This window comes from Lactobacillus isalae, assembly GCF_947539375.1.
In the GTDB taxonomy this organism is placed as follows: Bacteria; Bacillota; Bacilli; order Lactobacillales; family Lactobacillaceae; genus Lactobacillus; species Lactobacillus isalae.
Window position 1 is genome coordinate 190574 of sequence record NZ_OX443569.1, and the last position, 18246, is coordinate 208819.

At 31.7% G+C, this 18246-nt stretch carries 12 protein-coding genes; all 12 read left to right on the forward strand.

All coding sequences use genetic code 11. The features are described from left to right. Positions 1–2: 2 nt before the first annotated feature. A complete protein-coding gene (locus QM512_RS00915) occupies positions 3–2252 on the forward strand; it encodes a family 78 glycoside hydrolase catalytic domain (protein ID WP_282805686.1) in 2250 nt (749 codons plus the stop codon). Between the two features lie 304 nt (positions 2253–2556). Then, positions 2557–5109, forward strand: a complete 2553-nt coding sequence (locus QM512_RS00920; RefSeq protein ID WP_282805687.1) for a beta-galactosidase — start codon at positions 2557–2559, stop codon at positions 5107–5109. After that, entirely contained in the window at positions 5093–6532 is a 1440-nt protein-coding gene (locus QM512_RS00925; protein WP_282805688.1) for an MFS transporter, read from the forward strand. The genes QM512_RS00920 and QM512_RS00925 overlap by 17 nt, the downstream gene beginning before the upstream one ends. Positions 6533–6544: 12 nt before the next feature. Continuing rightward, positions 6545–7384, forward strand: coding sequence for an alpha/beta hydrolase (locus QM512_RS00930; protein WP_282805689.1), 840 nt, complete (start codon positions 6545–6547; stop codon positions 7382–7384). Between the two features lie 2 nt (positions 7385–7386). After that, a complete protein-coding gene (locus QM512_RS00935; RefSeq protein ID WP_282805690.1) occupies positions 7387–8214 on the forward strand; it encodes an acetylxylan esterase in 828 nt (275 codons plus the stop codon). Between the two features lie 183 nt (positions 8215–8397). Then, positions 8398–9204: a helix-turn-helix domain-containing protein gene (locus QM512_RS00940; RefSeq protein WP_282805691.1), complete on the forward strand. Its 807-nt coding sequence runs from the start codon at positions 8398–8400 to the stop codon at positions 9202–9204. Between the two features lie 69 nt (positions 9205–9273). Further along, positions 9274–10965: a polysaccharide lyase family protein gene (locus QM512_RS00945; protein WP_282805692.1), complete on the forward strand. Its 1692-nt coding sequence runs from the start codon at positions 9274–9276 to the stop codon at positions 10963–10965. Continuing rightward, complete coding sequence (locus QM512_RS00950; RefSeq protein WP_282805693.1) at positions 10958–12526, forward strand: MFS transporter; 1569 nt, start codon at positions 10958–10960, stop codon at positions 12524–12526. Before QM512_RS00945 ends, QM512_RS00950 begins: the two co-directional genes overlap by 8 nt. Positions 12527–12679: 153 nt before the next feature. Next, the gene (locus QM512_RS00955) at positions 12680–13528 is read left to right on the forward strand and encodes a PRD domain-containing protein (protein WP_282805694.1); all 849 of its coding nucleotides are present in this window, start codon (positions 12680–12682) and stop codon (positions 13526–13528) included. A 75-nt stretch (positions 13529–13603) separates the two neighbouring features. After that, positions 13604–15451: a beta-glucoside-specific PTS transporter subunit IIABC gene (locus QM512_RS00960; protein ID WP_282805695.1), complete on the forward strand. Its 1848-nt coding sequence runs from the start codon at positions 13604–13606 to the stop codon at positions 15449–15451. Beyond that, positions 15444–16958 (forward strand): glycoside hydrolase family 1 protein, encoded by a 1515-nt coding sequence (locus QM512_RS00965; protein WP_282805696.1) that lies wholly within the window; start codon positions 15444–15446, stop codon positions 16956–16958. The genes QM512_RS00960 and QM512_RS00965 overlap by 8 nt, the downstream gene beginning before the upstream one ends. Positions 16959–17249: 291 nt before the next feature. Then, a complete protein-coding gene (dhaK, locus tag QM512_RS00970) occupies positions 17250–18245 on the forward strand; it encodes a dihydroxyacetone kinase subunit DhaK (RefSeq protein WP_282805697.1) in 996 nt (331 codons plus the stop codon). Position 18246 lies beyond the last annotated feature (1 nt).

The following is an 18246-nucleotide window of genomic DNA, read 5'->3' on the forward strand; positions in this document are numbered from 1 at the left end:
ATATGAGCATTTTTGATGGTAAATGGTTAACTAGGCGACATGTTGATTATGGAAAGAATGCAGCTAACTATTATCAAAAAAATCCAACTATAAAATATTTCAAAAAATTTAATCTAGCACAGGTTAAACAGACAAAGTTAAGAATATGCGCGTTGGGCTATTATGTTGCTTATGTTAATGGAAAACTTGTAACACAAGATGTCTTGAATAATGAATGGACGTATTACTCAAAATGTAAATATTTTGACGAGTATGATGTTACGAATTTAATTCATATTGGAGAAAATAAAGTAGAAATTGAATTAGGTAGTGGAATGTATAATCCATTTCCTTTGCTATTTTTTGCGAAACATAATTTAAGAGAAGGAATAAAAGATACCGGTGAGCCAAAATTTATATTAAATTTACTAGCAGATGATAAAGTTTTACTAACCACGGATCGTACTTGGAAGGCAGTAACTGGAAACAGAATATTTAATAATTTATATATGGGTGAATATGTAGACTCCCACTATCAAGGACAGAAGATACAAATTAAAACTATATCTTTATCTCAACATGATCTAAGTTCATTCAAAAAAAGTTTTATTCCTAAAGTACGAGAATTCGATTCTTTACCGGTAAAAAATATGAGCGAAAGCTCAAAAAGCTTAATAGTAGATTTTGGCGAAACCATCTCTGGCTTTTTAAAAATTAAAATTAATAGTAAAGATACGAAAAAAGTAATTTTTAGATATTGTGAAACTAAAAAAGATGGAAAGTTAGACTACGCGACATCATTTGCTGGAGGAATTGGAGCTATTGAAGGTGTGAGTGGTGGTCCAGGAGCACCGAAAAAAATTTATGAAGAAGATCGGCTCGCTGTTTATCCAGGTACGACGGATTTTAAAAATGAATTTACGTATCATTCTTTTCGATATATTGAAATTTTGGGCCTATCTCCTAGAGAAATTGTAGATATATTTGCTATTCCGGTTCATACTAATTTAGCTCGAATAAGTGATGTAAAGACAAATGATAAATTTTTAAATACTTTATATCATGTAGGTGTTACAACGAGATTGAACAATGTCCACGGAATTTTTGAGGACTGTGCTAGAGAACGTTTGCAGTATGGAGGAGACATAGTTGAATTGTTGACATCTATGCTTTTTACATTCGATCTAAGCAGATTTAATAGAAAAGTGATTCTTGATTTTGTTTATGGTCAAACAATAGCGGGTGGTATCCCTGAAACAGCACCTTATGTGGGAATAGAAAGTCAAGGTACCGGCCGAGGAGAAGGTCCTTTGCTTTGGCAGCTGGTACTTCCGTATATGTTGTATAAAGATTATCAATTTTATGAGGATAAGAGTTGGTTAAATACCTATTATTCAACAATAAAAAAGCAATATGAATATTTAATGAGCTGGAATTTATCTGATTTAGCTCAAAGATGCATTGGTGATCACGGAAGCCCAATTATTACTGGTTTTTATGATTCAACTCCAGATAAGATTTTTGTAGGTTATTGTACAATTCTTATGTTTAATGAACTTAAGTTAAAGATAAATCATATATTAGGTAAAGAAACTATTAATTTAAGTAATGAGAATAAAGCAATAAGAAAGAGAATAGAAAAATTATATTTAAATAATGATGGTTCATTTGGTCAAGGGACTCAAACGTCATATGCTTTTGCATTAGCACTTAATTTAGGTGATCGAAAGAAATTAGAAAGAGGATTAGTTCAAAAAATTAAAGAAAATCGAAAATTATTTAATTGTGGTATTTTTGGACAATCATTATTGTATACTGAGCTTCACAAGATGGGAGAAGATAGTATTGTTTATGACTGGCTAATCCAAGGTAGTGAAGTAGGATTTAAATCAATGCTTAAGAGTGGAGATCAAGTTTTAAAAGAAAAACTCAGAAATAATGAAACTTCTGATTCTGCTAATCATGCAATGTTTGCGAGTTATCTAAAATGGTATTATGAAGCTCTTGGTGGAATTTGTGTTGATGAATATGCAGAAGGATTTGACAAAATAAAAATCAATCCATATTTAACACCCAAGATTTCAAATATAAATACATCACTCAATACAATTCATGGTTTGATCAAAACGTCAACTAAATTTGAAGACTCAGTATTTTTATATCAAGTAAAGCTTCCACGGAAAATTAAATATACAGTATCCGATAAATTGAAAAAATCTGAGTGTCAGAAAATAGTAAAAAATAAGGAAGTAATTTTAAAATTTAAGATTTAAAGCTTTTAAAATTAGATGTATGCATATTTAAATCAGAAAGATGTTAACTAAAATCTATATTGATCTAAAAAAGCTAAGCTTTCTCGCTTTTTTTGCGGGAGGCTTAGCTTTTTTATTATGCGGTTAAAAGAAATTATAAATATAAAAATGATCAAATCACAACATTTATTTGATAAAGTTCTGGTATTTATATCAATCAAAATAATAGATAATAATTATAGATATCAATGAAAGCGCTTAAATCAAAAGGATATCAAAAATAATTTAGCAATAAAAAGATGTTTTTGAGAAAGGAGAGAAAAATTTGAAAATATTTTTTATACAAAATAATGACAATATTGTGATAAATCCATCACGTATTTTGGATTTAATTAAGCAAAAATTTTCTCCCTCAAGTAATTTTGAAATAAAGAGTTTAACGTATAAAGGCAACAAATGGAAAAAAACTGATATTAATCAAGATGATGTTGTTATCCTAGGATTAGGTCATTTATTTAACCCAGAATATGTAAGAGGTGATATAAAAGCTCAAGTTAGTTATTTCTTGAAGAAAAAAGTTAAAGTCGCTCTTGCAACAGAGTATCGTTATTTTAATTATTATCAAAATTATTTTGATAAAGATTCCGATGGAATGGCTATTCATAATCTAGCCTGGAAAAATAGATTACCGGTTTTAGATGTATACAGTTTTCTTAATTCATGGTATTTAAGTGATGTTAGAAAACAGAGTGATTTAGAATCCGTTAAATATAGCGATAATGAACAGCAACTCAAGTCAGGTATAAAGCAACAATTATTTGAAAATTTTATTTCTAATTGGTTATATCGTAAATTTATTAAACCTAATCGCTCTCAATACTTATATGGAGCCTCAATTTATCCTGAAGTATGGAGTGATGAAATCAATGAAGAAGATATGGACCATATGGAAAAGATTGGTTTTAATACGGTTCGAATTGGTGAATTTTTCTGGAGTAAATTAGAACCAGAAGAAAATCACTATAATATGGAATATCTTCGAAACTTATTAGAGAAATTAAAGAGGCATCATCTTAATGTGATCTTGGGAATTCCATCCCCAACTCCCCCTCGATGGTTTACTCTACATTATCCAGAAGCGAGAATAGTTAACAAAGACGGTCAAGTTGATGAGCATGGTTCAAGACAGCATGTTTGTACGAATAATTTGATTTTTAGAAAGAAGGTTTATGGGTTAACTAAGAAAATCACGAAGGTAGTTAATGAATTTGATAATATAGTCGCTATTCAAATTGATAATGAATATAAGTGTCACGTTGATCAATGTTTCTGTAAGTCATGTCAGAAATTATGGCCGAGGTGGCTAAAAGAAAAGTATGGAACAATTGATAATTTGAATAAATCTTGGGGCACAGATCTATGGAGTGAAAGATATCCAAGTTTTGATTCAGTAGTTATGCCAACTGAAACGCCCTTTACGCATAATACAGGTTTAGAAAATACTTTTGCTGATTTTACCGCAGATACAATTAATGATTTTGCTTCAGGTACAATTCAAATACTAATTGCTAATACTCAAGTGCCGATAACTCATAATTCTTCAATGAATTTTAACTTGAATAATTTTGAATTGTTTAATCAATTAGATATTGCGGGATACGACACTTATCCTAGGTTTGATCAATATTGGAACTTCCCTATTAATTTAGATTTATTTAGAAATATTAAAAATAACAACAACTTTTACTTATTAGAGACATGTACTTCTCATGTTGGATATATTGGTAACTATGTTTCGCCTTATCCTAAAGGATATCTTCCGACAGAAGTATTCCTGGGATATGCGGCTGGATTAAATTCAATTTTATATTGGCCATACAGAGCCCAACGTGTCGGAGTTGAACAAACGCATAGTGCAGTTGTTACACAAGCAGGAGCCCCAGATTTAGGTTATGACGATGTTTTGAAAGGTCAAAGAATTTTAAATAAGATAAAGCCAATTTTAGAAAAAACTACTATTAAAAAATCTAAAGTAGCCATTATTTATTCTGATGAAACAAAACGTAGAATGAATACCGAATCTGGTGGAATGTATCAATATCGCTCAATCTTTACCAAAGTATACGAAGCAATTACAAGACGTGGAATATCAGTTGAAGTAATTCAGCAAAATGCAGATTTTAATAAGTTTAATTGTATTCTTGCTCCGTATATTCGCTCAGTTGATGAAAAATTATTAACTAAATTCAAGGATTTTACAGAAAAAGGTGGACAGTTAATTTTAGGACCTTTGACAGGAGATAGAACCTTTGAAGGAAATTGGCACAATAATGATAATGGCTTAGGGCAACTAGGAATTTGGCTAGGTGTAAAAAATGTCGTCCAATATCTTTCTAGTGAAGAAAAGACCGCTGCTCGAGTTCAAATAGGCGAAAAAGAGGACAGGTTTGATGGCTTAGTTACTTTATTTGATACTAATCATGAAATACAAGAAGTAAAGACAGTCGCCCCTGTAGCAGGAAAGAGATCAATTACTTATCAAAATAAAAATGTAATCTACATAGGTGGAATGCCAGAAGATTGTATGAAAAGTTGTTTTTGGGATTATGTAATTAATAAATATATTAAACCAAACAGTGAGCAAATTGTTGAACAAATGGATGATGGTATCTATAAATATGAACGAGAAAATGATGAATTTGTGTATATATTTATTGCCAATATGTCTGATAAAGGTAGGGATATTCGAGTAGATAAAGAAAAAATACTTAACGAAAATAATGAAGAAATAGGTGTAGGATTACATAAATTTGAACCATACACATATCAAATTTTTAAATTCAGAAAGAGAGGAAATAAATATGGATGCAATGAGTGATGAACAACCATTGGCCGTAAAAGTTAATGGCGGAAAACCAATACCTAAGTTTGGGTTGAGAGATAAAATTGGTTATGCTTTTGGTGATGTTGGGACTACCTTTTTAATGGGAATTTTAGCCTCTTTTGAATCAATTTATTTTACTAACGTTTTGGGAATTTCGCCAGTTATTAGCGGGACGATCTTATCAGTTACAACAATTGTTGGTGCATTTACTGATTTAGCTGTTGGTAGAATGGCTGATAAGCGTCATTTAGGAAAGAAAGGACGTTTCCATCCTTGGATTAAATCAATGAAGTGGGCATTAGGCTTGTCAGTTTTGTTGATCTATATGCCTTTTATTCAAAGCTGGTCAATGGGAGCAAAAATTACATATATTTCATGTGCAAGTATTTTTTATATTGCTTGTTTATCGGCTTTTAATATTCCATATGGATCATTAGCTGCAGCGATTAGTTCTGATCCAGATGATAGAACATCTCTTTCAATTTATCGTAGCGTAGGGTCTGCTATTGGTGCTGGCGGTACAGGCTTTGTTTTACCATATCTTGTTTACACAACTTCAAAGACTGGACAACAAATTTTATCTGGTACGCGGTTATTCTACTGTGCAATAGGTTGTTTTGTATTAGCTATGATTTGCTACACTATTATGTATACTTTAACCACTGAAAGAGTTGTGGTTGAACATAAAAATCCAGTTAAAGGTGGAAAATTAGCTGCTTCATTATTTAAAGATCGTGCTTTAATTTCATTTTTAGTTGCAGAAATTGTTATTGTTTTATCAACTAGTTTTTCATCATTCTTAACTACTTATATGTTTTCAACTTACTTCCAAAGTAAGCAAGCTTTATCAATTGCATTGCTGTTTAACTATGCTAATACGATTGTGCTGTCATTCTTTGCAAAACCATTAGCTTCAAAATTTGGTAAAAAGAAAATTGTTTCAATTGCATTATTTATGTCATCAATTTTGTATTTGATTGTTTATATTATGCAGATTCACAATGTATGGCTTTACTTAGTTTTAAGTTTTTTTACCACTCTATGTTTCTCTATGTTTAATATTATGACTTGGGCCTTTATGACTGATGTTATCGATTATCATCAATATGTTTCAGGGATGCGTGAAGACGGGACTATTTATAGTGTAAATATGTTTGGACGTAAAATTGCACAAACCTTGAATTCTTTCTTTAGTGGTGCAATTTTGACAGCCATTGGCTATAAAGCATCAACAACTGGTAGTTTGACTCAATCACCAGAAGTTTTAAAAGGAATTTATGCTTTAGCAACATTAGTTCCATTTGTTTTATTAATGATCGGCGCTTTAATTTTAACTTTCTGGTATCCATTAAGTAAAAAAGAATTAGAGAAAGTATCCGCAAAACTAAAGGTGGTTAATAAGACTAATAAAGAATAGAGACGAGATAAAATGAGGTATTTTTCACAAAAAATAAGCTCACCACTTTCTGAAAAAGCAGTATTAGATTGCTATATTCAAAACACAGAGAAATGTGCTCAAGGTAGGAAAAGACCAGCAATTATTATTTGTCCTGGTGGGGGCTATGAAGAAATTGCAGATCGAGAAGGCGAGCCAATTGCAATTAAGATGATGTCTTATGGATTTCAAGCTTTTGTATTGAATTATAGCCTAGCACCGGCACATTTTCCGATAGCCTTAACTGAATTAAGTACTGCAATAAAAGATGTTAGAAAAAATGCTAAAGAATTTCATATTGATCCAGATGCTATTTGGGTAGCGGGATTTTCTGCTGGAGGTCATTTAGCAGCGAGCTTAGGAGTTTATTGGCATACGGATTTTCTACAAAAATATGGTTATCAAGCTGAAGAAATTAAACCTAATGGATTATTGCTAGGTTACCCTGTAATTACAGCAGGTAAGTATGCTCACCGAGGATCAATTGTTAATTTGCTAGGTAAAGACAAAGCAAATGAAATTGAGTATTTAAATGAAGTATCTTTAGAGTTGCATGTAGATAGATTTACCCCACCAAGTTTCATTTGGCATACAGCAACAGATGATGTTGTACCTGTAAATAATAGTTTAATGTTTGCGAACGCTTTGAAACAAAATGATATCAAATTTGCTTTGACCATTTATCCAGAAGGTGGTCATGGATTAAGCTTGGGGACTATTGAAACAGCCCATAAAAGTGGTCACGATATTGTTCCTTGCGTAACAAATTGGCCAGAAAAATTTGTTGAATTTGCTAAAAATGTAGGAAATACCTTTCTGAGTGAAAGGAAATGATTATGTTAACTAATTTAGATAAGTATAAAAATTATAAAGGAGTCGGTGAAAGACCAAAAGATTTTGACAAGATTTGGAATCAAGGGAAAAGGAAAGTAGACGAAATAGGTTTTAATTATGAACTGCAAAGAGTAAGTGAGCCTTCAAATATTGTAGATTTTTATCATTTATATTTTTATGGAATCGGTGGAGCCAAAATTCATGCTCAGCTAATTGTGCCTAAAAAATTAACTGGTAAGCATGCTGGACTATTGTACTTTCATGGTTATCATTGTAGTGCAGGTGATTTTGAAGATAAAGTTGGTTGGGCAGCTGAAGGATTTATTGTTCTTGCTTTAGATTGTTGCGGACAAGGAGGTTTATCTGAAGATCATATTTCTGTAAAAGGGGATATTATGAATAGACTAATTATTCGCGGTGTTGAAAATTGGAATCCGGAGAAATTATACTTTTATCGTCAATTTTTAGATACTTGCCACGCTGCAAACATTCTCATGAATATGACTCATGTTGATGAAAAGAAAATATTCATTAAAGGAATATCTCAAGGTGGAGGTTTAGCATTAGCATGTGCAGGTTTAGTTCCAGAAATTTATAAGGTTCAAGTTGCGTATCCATTTTTGTCGGACTATCGAAAAGCATATCAGTATGGGCCAACGACAGCATTTGGCGAACTATCTTATTGGTTTCATTATCGCAATCCTCTTCATAAAAAAGAAAAAGATTTATTTACTCTTTTAGATTATATCGATGTTAAATTTTTTGCTGATAAAATAAAAGCTCAAGTATTGTGGGAAATGGGTGGTTCGGATAAGCAAGTTCTTCCTTAAACACAAATGGCTGCTTTTAATCGGATTACGTCTAAAAAGAAAATTTATTTGGCTCCAGAGTATGGACATGAATTTATTCCTCGATTAGGTGATGGTATTAGAGACTTCTTTTTTAATAAAATGTAAGCGAATACATCTTATGCTACAATTAAATTGTAACTATAGATGAAAAGCGTAGATAAGATGAGTATAAAATTCAATTCTTCAGAAAGCGAATATCCACTAAAGTTTTATGATATCGGATTAAAGTGGATACAACATAAAGTTTATCGTCCTCATGGATTTAGATATTATCATTGGCTTCAAACAGATAAAGGTACTGGTTTTATAAAAATCGGTCAACAAGTAATCAAATTATCTCCCCATCAAGGTTTTCTAATGAGACCATATACTCCCTATTCTTGCTATCCTGATACAGATCAAATTTGGATAACGTCATTTTTAACTTTTGAAGGAACAATGATTGATTCCTTGGCATCATTTCTTGATTTAAATGAATTTCAAATTTATCAGGATCTCGATAAAAATCTGGAGAATTTTATTGAGAATAATTACAAGTCATTTACGACGTATGATTATTTATCTTCATTAGAACAATCTACCTTAATTTATACATTTTTGATGTATTTAAAGCGTAATGCCTATATTAATGAATTAGATTTTTCGCAAAGTAAAATAGTCAATAAAATTATTGAGTACATTAGGCTTCATTATCAAGAAAAAATAAGTAATGAGATGCTTGCATCACTTAGTGGTTATTCTATTCCTCACACTGTAAGATTATTTAAAGCCGAAGTTGAGGTTACTCCAATGGAATATTTAACACGTTTTCGCTTGAGAATGGCTAAGACACTGGTAGATTTTAAGCCAGAGATTAGTATTGATGAAATAGCCTCGTTAGTTGGCTATTCGAATATTTCTTACTTTATTCAACAGTATAAAAAGATGTTTCAAACAACTCCTGGACAGGAAAGACATCATGTTTTATAAAGTAATATTTTAATTATATATAAAAGCCAAGCATATTATGTTTGGCTTTTTTTATTAGGAGAAAGAGCGATGTTATCTAAATCAAAAGCGCATATAGAAGATAGTAATAAAGAATTATCTTTAAGCAATAATGAAGTACAAATAACTTTCACTAAACAAGGCTATGTCACAAAGCTTCTGTATAAAGGAAAAAATGTCTTAGAAGACTTAAAAGGCGAACCTCATGATCCCGATAAAAATCATAGTTTTTATTGTGATTATCATATGGATGGAAAAACAAGACATATGCATATTGATCAAATAAAAACTATTGAAAATAATGATCAGATGATTCATTTGGCGTTTATTGATTCAAAAAGTGAACTTGGAATTGAATATCATATCATTTTGAAAAATAACGATTCTGGCATTTATTCGTATGTTAAGGCATGGAACAATACTGATCGTTCCTTGAAAGTAAATGAATTAAGAACTGTTTATCGGTTCAATCAAGGTTTGTTTAATTGGAGTACAAATGGAGTTCGATTCGGCAGGCAACCTTCATCGAAGGAAATGCTTACAGGTAAAAAAATCCAAGATGAGACTTATAAGATGAAGCGAGGAAATCTGTTTTCAAACAGTCAGATTTATTCCAAATATGATTATGCTGGGTACTATAAAGACACAGATTTCTGGGGACAAGCAGGAGATAATTTTGGTGCATGGCTAATTACACCAGATAAATCTTTTTATGGTTCAGGCCCGTTAAATCAAGATCTTATGATTCATTATGATGGATTAATCTTGAATTACTTATTTAGTGAACATTTTGGTAAGGGCCTGAATGTTCTGTCAACTGACTTTAAGAAAATGTATGGACCATGGTGTCTATATTTAAATAATGGTTCATTTGAAGATGTAGTAAAAAGAAGTAAGAAAGAAAAACAGGCTTGGCCATATTTCTGGTTGGATGATCAAGATTATCCGTTAGAGTTAAGCAATGTTATTGGTCAGATTAGTTCAGCTGTTTCTAAAAAATATGAAATCATTTTGATTAGTAATCCTAAGGATAAAAAGACACTTATCGAGCACCAAAATTCTAGTACTTATTGTGTTAAGACAGATGAAAAAGGAAAATTTAGTTTAAAAAATATTCGACCAGATAGCTATTCCTTATATGCTTACGCTTTAGATGGTACAGATCTTGATAAACATTTATTGATAAAAGATATTTCAATCAATCAAAGAAAGATTGATTTAGGAAAATTTGAAATTCATCCATCTACAAAAACTATTTGGCAAATTGGTTATCCTTCACATACAACCGATGGATTTAAGTATAGTGATCAGCTGCGTAATTATGTTTGGCAAAAATTAGTGCCAAGTAATTTAACATATCAAGTTGATAAAAATGATGATTGGTATTATCTCCAAAATGATAGTGGAAAATGGAATATTGAATTTTCTTCTAATAATTTATCTAATAAAAATTTAGTACTTAAGCTTGCCTTAGCGGGAGCAACGCAAAAACAAATGGATCAAGGAAATGGGGTCCTGATTAATATCAATTTAAATGGAAAAAAGATTTTTTCTGAAAGATTTGAAAATGATCGAACTGCATATCGTTCAGCGTTAAAGAGTGGAAGATATCATTTGATAACAGTGCCGATTAATTATGATCAATTAAAGCAAAATCAAGTTAATACTATTAGTTTTACTACTGATGGATATTTAATGTATGACGCAATCCAATTAGGAGAGGAGTGTAAGAGAAATGTATAAAAAGAAAATAAAATTACAAAAATTAGCGCTAGGTGGAGAAAATACAAAGATTCCTATGTGGCGTAAATTAGGATTTTCAGCATTTCAAATGTCTAATATTATGATGACATTGGTCACAACATGGTTAATGTATTACTATACAACATTTTTGAAAATACCAATTGTTACTGTAACTTTGATGTTTACGACAGCAAAAATCATTGGTGCGGTTATTACACCAATTTATGGCTATTTTTCAGATCGTTTATACCAAACAAAATTTGGACGTAAACACGGTAGGCGTAAATCAATGTTTCTAATTGGCATACCCCTTAAAGCAATTACTTATATTGTAATGTGGATACCTGGTTTATCAACACCATTTTATTTTATTTTCTTCATGTTGTATTTCCTTGTAACGCCAATGCTTTCTACCTCTCAATTGACTTTGACTTCAGAAATGTCAGAAAGTTCTGGACAAAGAGCACAATTAGTTGGGTTTAATCAAGCCGGTAGTGCAATTGCTGGTATTTTCGGTTCTTTATTCATTGCTTGGATTTTTAAGCTTTGTGGTCAAAACAATCTGAAAAGTTTTGTAATTGCAGCAATTATTTACGACATTATCGGTACCATTATGTTGATAATTTTCTATAATTCAGTTTACGAAAGGCCAGTAGATGAATCAACTATTCTTGAAAATAATGGGTTAGGATTATGGGAAAGATTAGTTAATATTTTTTGGAATTTCTTTAGTGCAATTAAAAATAAATCTTATTGGACTTATGTTTTGATGTGGCAAAGTGAGGAACTTTTTAGAACAATTCGTGGTGATATTAATACTTACTTTATTATTTTTGTATTGTTATTAACACCATCTGATGTTGCAGTTTCGACTAGTGTTGGATTTTTCTTTGGTATTTTGTTTTTACTATTCTTTATGTGGCTGCAGAGCAAGACAAATGGGATGCTTTCATATCGTATTGGTGCTTGGTCCGGAATTGCCGTTTTTTTGTTCATCGGATGCTTGGCTATCTTTAGACCAGCACATTTAAGTTTATGGTGGATTGTGGCAATGATTGCGTTGAATTTCGGTATTACAGGAGTTGTTAATTCATCACAATATATTTTTACTTTTATACCAGATATTGACGAGATGGTAACTTCGAAGCGTCGAGAAGGTGAATTTGCAGGTATTAATACAACTTTAGATACAGTTTTAGATTCTCTATTTACCTTAATTGTTGGTGTCGTTTTGCAAGTTACCGGATTTAAACCAGGCGCAAAGATTCAGTCAGCTACAACAGTAAATGCGTTGATGATTTTATATATAGCTGTCCCAATTTGCTTGTTATTGTTAGGAATTGCTTTTTCTTATATTTGTAAATTAAATGTTGAAAATCATACGATTATTTTGAATGAAATTAAGAGATTACGTAGTGGTGGTTCAATGAGAGAAGTTACCCCAGAAACTAAGAAAGTAGTAGAAGATCTTACTGGTTTTAAGTATGAGAATTGCTGGGGTAACAATGATGTGATGAACTATCGAAAGAGTCGGAAAAAGTCTAAAGAAGTTATTTTATAAAAAAAAAATATTGACACCGCTTACAATTAGTTTTACTATGAATATAGTATTAAAGGACTGTTACTGATTCGATCAGGCATAACCTATTACAATACCTAAACATACAGGTGTATTGTAATAGGTTTTTTTATTCCTTTGAACGGAGAGATGAATATGAAATATAAAAAGAAAGTTAATAACAATATGGCTCTGGCTCTGGATAAGGATGGAAAAGAATGGGTATTAGTCGGTAAGGGTCTGGGATTTGGTTTTAAAAAAGGAGATGCAATAGGAAATGAAAGAATAGAAAAAAGATTTAGAGCAGAAGAAAAAGAAATTGGCTCCCAACAAGCTATATCGCAGGTTTTATCAAAAATAAATCCACAGGTGTTATTAGTTATTACAAATATTTCTTCTAAAATTGAAAAATTTTTAGGATTTAAATTAAGCAATTATAACTATTTAGCTTTAGCTGATCATGTTAATTTTGTTATTCAAAAGCAAAAAGATCCTCAGTATAAGAAGATTGAACATGTAGATTTTCAATTGAAGAATATATATCCAAAAGAATATGAAGCTGCTATATATACATTACGAATTATTCGTGAAAAATTACATGTTACATTGCCAGAAATAGAAGCAAATTATTTAACATTGCATTATGTTAATGCAGCAACTAATGATTCTTATCTTGATGAAACATTAGAAATGACTGAATTAATTGAAAAGATTACTCGTGTCATTTCTTACTCTATGCAAGTTTCAATCGATAAAAATTCGATCAACTATTCTAGGTTTATAACTCATATTAGATATTTTTTTACTAGAGAAATGAGTAATAAAAAGACGAATGAAGAAAAGATAAGTACTGAATTAATCCACGTAATAGTTAAAAATTTTCCTGAATGTTATAGTACTGCGACAAAAGTTGCAGAATTACTTAATCGAGATAAATCTTGGAAGATTGATGAAGAAGAAATACTATACTTAACTATTCATATTTGGCGATTAACTAGAAAGTAGGACTGTTACTGATTGTAGATCAGGCATAACCTAGCAAGCACATGAATTTTGTTGGGTATTTTCTAGGAGGCAATTATGAAATATAAGAAGTTAGCAGAAAATATAATTGAAGATCTTGGCGGTAAAGATAATATTAATAGTTCATGGCATTGTGTAACGCGACTACGATTTACTGTAAAAGATAAAAATAAAATAAAAGAGCAGGATATTAAAGAAATACCTGAAGTAATTGGAACTCAATGGTCTGGTAATCAATTTCAAATAATTGTAGGTAGTAAAGTAAACGATGTATTTGAAGCTATCCAAGGTCTTGTTCAAAATAAAAATACTAGTGAAAATAATGCTGATAAAAAAGGCATTTGGCAAAAAATGATAAGCTGTTTGACTAGTATTTTTACACCCATTTTACCTGCATTGGCAGGAACAGGATTAATTAAAGGATTTCTCACATTAGCTGTAGCTTTAAAGTGGATTAATACTACGAATGGTACTTATATTGTACTTAATGTTCTTTCTGACTGCGTATTTTATTTCTTACCATTTTTGTTAGCTGTATCAGCAGCAAAATTCTTTAAAGTTAATGAGTATCTAGCATTAGCGTTAGCAGGTGTTTTACTTTATCCAACAATAATAAATGCTGCTAATGCGGTGGGGACAAAAGCTGCAGTTACTCCTATTAATTTTTTAAATATTTTTCCAGTACCATGGGTGAAGTATAATAACTCAGTTATTCCTATTATATTAAGCGTCTGGTTATTCAAGTATGTATATAAATGGATTAAAAAATGGATGCCATCAGTACTGGACTTCATGTTTACACCGATGATTGCATTTCTTATTACAGTACCAATTGAATTAGTTGTATTAGGGCCTTTAGGACAATATGCTGGTACAATAGTGGCGAATGTATTAAATCAAATGTTTAAGACTGTAGGACCACTAGCTGGATTTATCTTTGGCGCAACTTATTCTTTAATGATTTTAACTGGAATGCACCATGCCTTAGCGCCTGTTGCAATGAATAGCATTGCGACTATGGGATACGACAATATGATCATTCCAATTAATGAGGTAACAAATTTGGCACAATCAGGAGCAGCCTTTGGAGTTGCTTTACGTAGTAAAGATACAAAGATAAAACAATTAGCTTGGTCATCAGGATTTTCTGCATTGATGGGAATTACTGAACCAGCTATGTATGGCGTTAATTTGAAATATAAAAAGCCATTTTATTTTAGTATGTTTTCCGCAGGAATTGCTGGTGCTCTAATTGGTTGGTTTGGAGTAAAGTGTTTTGCTATGGGAGTTCCTGGATTACCATTTTTAACTGCATTCGTAGATAAAGATAATGTAATGAATTTTATCTGGGCGGTAGTAGCAGTAATTATTAGTTTTTCTTTATCTTTTATTCTTTCTTTTCTTTTCGGTGGTATTAATGAAAAAGCGCCTATTAATTCAGATGACAACTTAAAAGTTGTATCACCTGTTGTCGGTAATTTGAAATCAATTAAGCAGGTAGAAGATGATACTTTTGCTTCTGAAGTAATGGGAAAGGGAATCGCAGTAGTCCCTGATGATGGAAATATTGTTGCTCCTATTGAAGGAAAGATTTCAGTATTACCTGAGGATACCAAACATGCAATTGGTATTATTGGTGATAATGGAATGGAGGTTTTAGTCCATATTGGTATTGATACAATTGAACTTAAAGGAAAAGGTTTTAAGCCTTTGGTTAAAGTTGGAGATCATGTGAAACAGGGACAATTAATTGAAAAAATAGATATTAATAAAATTAAAAAAGAAGGATATGATCCGATAGTCATGACGATAGTAACAAATAGCGGTAATTATAAAGAATTTAGAGTTCATCCTACTGGAATCGTATCTGTTGGAGCACCAGTTATGGAGGTTCAAAATGGATAAAAAAGAATTTCCCCAAAATTTCTTATGGGGTGGAGCTACTGCTGCTAATCAATATGAAGGCGGATATGATGAAGATGGTCGGGGCTTGAGTGTAGGAGACTTCTTAACTAATGGTGATTATACACATCCTCGTAGAATATACTATAACAAAGAGGATGGTAGTAATGGTTATATTGTAGAGGGGGAAGGACTTCCTCAAGGTGCTACACCAGTTTTTAAAGATGATTGTTATTATCCAAGTCATAAAGCTACCGATTTCTATCATCACTATAAAGAAGATATTAAATTGATGGCAAGAATGGGATTTAAAACTTTTAGATTTTCAATTTCATGGACTAGAATATTTCCAAATGGAGATGAAAATACGCCAAATGAAAAAGGGTTGAAATTTTACGATCGTGTAATTGACGAATTAAATAAATATAATATCGAGCCATTAGTTACCCTCCTTCATTTTGACATGCCTGTACATTTAGCACAGAAGTATGGTGGATGGAAAAATAGAAAACTAATTGATTTTTATGATAAATATGCGGAAACATGTTTTCACAGATGGAAAAATAAAGTTAAATATTGGATAACAGTTAATGAAATTAATGTTTTAGGTGGATATTGGACTTTAGGCACTTTTTCAGCTGAAAAGAAGATTAGTGCAAACGCAAATCAAGGTGAGATTCCTACTGCAGATGCAGGAATAAAACTTCAAGCATTGCATAATTTAATGGTAGCAGTATCCAAAGCTAAAGGTATTGGGAAAAAAATAAATCCTAATTTTAAAATCGGTGTTATGTTGGCTTTATCTGGGATCTATCCTGCAACATGTAAACCTGATGATGTAATGGGAGCATATCAATTTAGACGTAAAGCACTAATGTTTTCGGATGTCTTAATGCGAGGAAGTTATCCTAACTATGCCCAAAGTATATTTGATGAATATCATTTTCAGTTAAAGCAGGATAAGAGCGATAAAAAAATTTTAGCAGATAATACCGCAGATTTTCTGGCATTTTCATATTACCGTTCCACTATATATCGTTCTAATCAAAAGCAATTAACGACAACTGGTGGACAACAAGGTGCGTCTAATCCCTATTTGGATAAAACTAGTTGGGGTTGGCCGATTGATCCCGAAGGATTACGTTTTGTTCTTAATGAGCTTTTTGATAGATATCAAAAACCATTATTTATAGTAGAGAATGGTATTGGTGAAAGAGAAACTTTAGAAGAAAATCATATAGTTCATGATAAAGATCGTATAAGTTTTATGCGAGACCACATTAAGGAAATCAAGAAAGCTGTTTTGATAGATCGGATTCCTGTTATTGGCTACACGCCTTGGGGATGTATTGATTTAGTTTCAGCCGGTACCGGTGAAATGGATAAAAGATATGGTTTAGTTTATGTTGATATGGATAATCTAGGATATGGTAGTTTGAAACGATATCCTAAAGATTCATTTTATTGGTATAAGAATGTCATAGCTTCAAATGGAAAAGATTTAGATTAATTCTATAAAATATCTATATATATTCGCGTAGCTATTGTTTACGCAATAATAAAAAAAGCTAATCACAAGGATTAGCTAAACTCAAAAGTCATCTTAAGTTACGATTGGAGTTAGTGACCGACACTCACTAGCTCCTTTTCTTTTATAATTATACAATTTTTGCTAAAAAAATGGAATATCCTAGCAGACCTTGTGGCTGCTTTTTATTTTAAGTAATAAATTAAACTTAGAAGGTGGATTAAGTTATAATAAGCTGTGAAAGCATTTTCAAAAAAGAAAAGAGATAAAAACATGAAGAAAATTATTAATGATCCACACAATGTTGTACCAGAAATGGTATCAGGAATGACAAGGTCTTATCCACAATTTATTGAAAAAATTCCTGACACCGAAGCCGTTGTTCGTTCTGATAAAGAATCAATGAAAGGAAAAGTTGGTATTATTAGCGGTGGTGGTTCTGGACATGAACCAACTCATGCTGGTTATATTGGTAAAGGTATGTTGAGTGCTGCTATTTGTGGTCAGGTGTTTACTTCACCAACTCCTGACCAAATTTACGCTGCTATTAAAGCAGTTGATCAAGGTCATGGCGTCTTTATGGTAGTTAAAAACTATTCAGGTGACGTAATGAACTTTGATATGGCTAAAGACTTAGCCGAGATGGATGACATTAAAGTAAAGTCAATCGTTGTTGATGATGATATTGCAGTAGAAAATAGTTTATACACACAAGGTAGACGTGGAGTTGCTGGTACCTTGTTTATGCATAAGATTCTTGGAGCAGCTGCGCAACAAGGCGCTAGTTTAGATGAAATTAAAGATCTAGCTAAGAAAGTCTTGCCAAACATTAAGACAATTGCTGTGGCACTTTCTGCAGCGACCAATCCCGAAGTTGGTAAACCAGGTTTTGTTTTAAAAGAAGATGAAATCGAGTATGGTGTCGGCATTCACAGTGAACCAGGTTATCGCCGTGAGAAAATTAAGCCGTCTAAAGAATTAGTTGAAGAATTGGTCGGAAAGTTAAATGAAGAGATGCATCTCGACGGTAACAAGAGGTATGCATGTTTGATTAATGGCATGGGTGCAACTCCATTAATGGAGCAATATATTTTTGCAAATGATGTTTTAAATAAGTTAGAAGATTTCAATATTAAGCCAAGCTTTATGAAAGTTGGAAACTATATGACATCACTTGATATGGCTGGTATTTCTTTGACCTTATTTGAGATTAAAGAAGATAAATGGCTTGATTATTTGAACTTTCCAGTTGAAACAATTGCATGGTAGA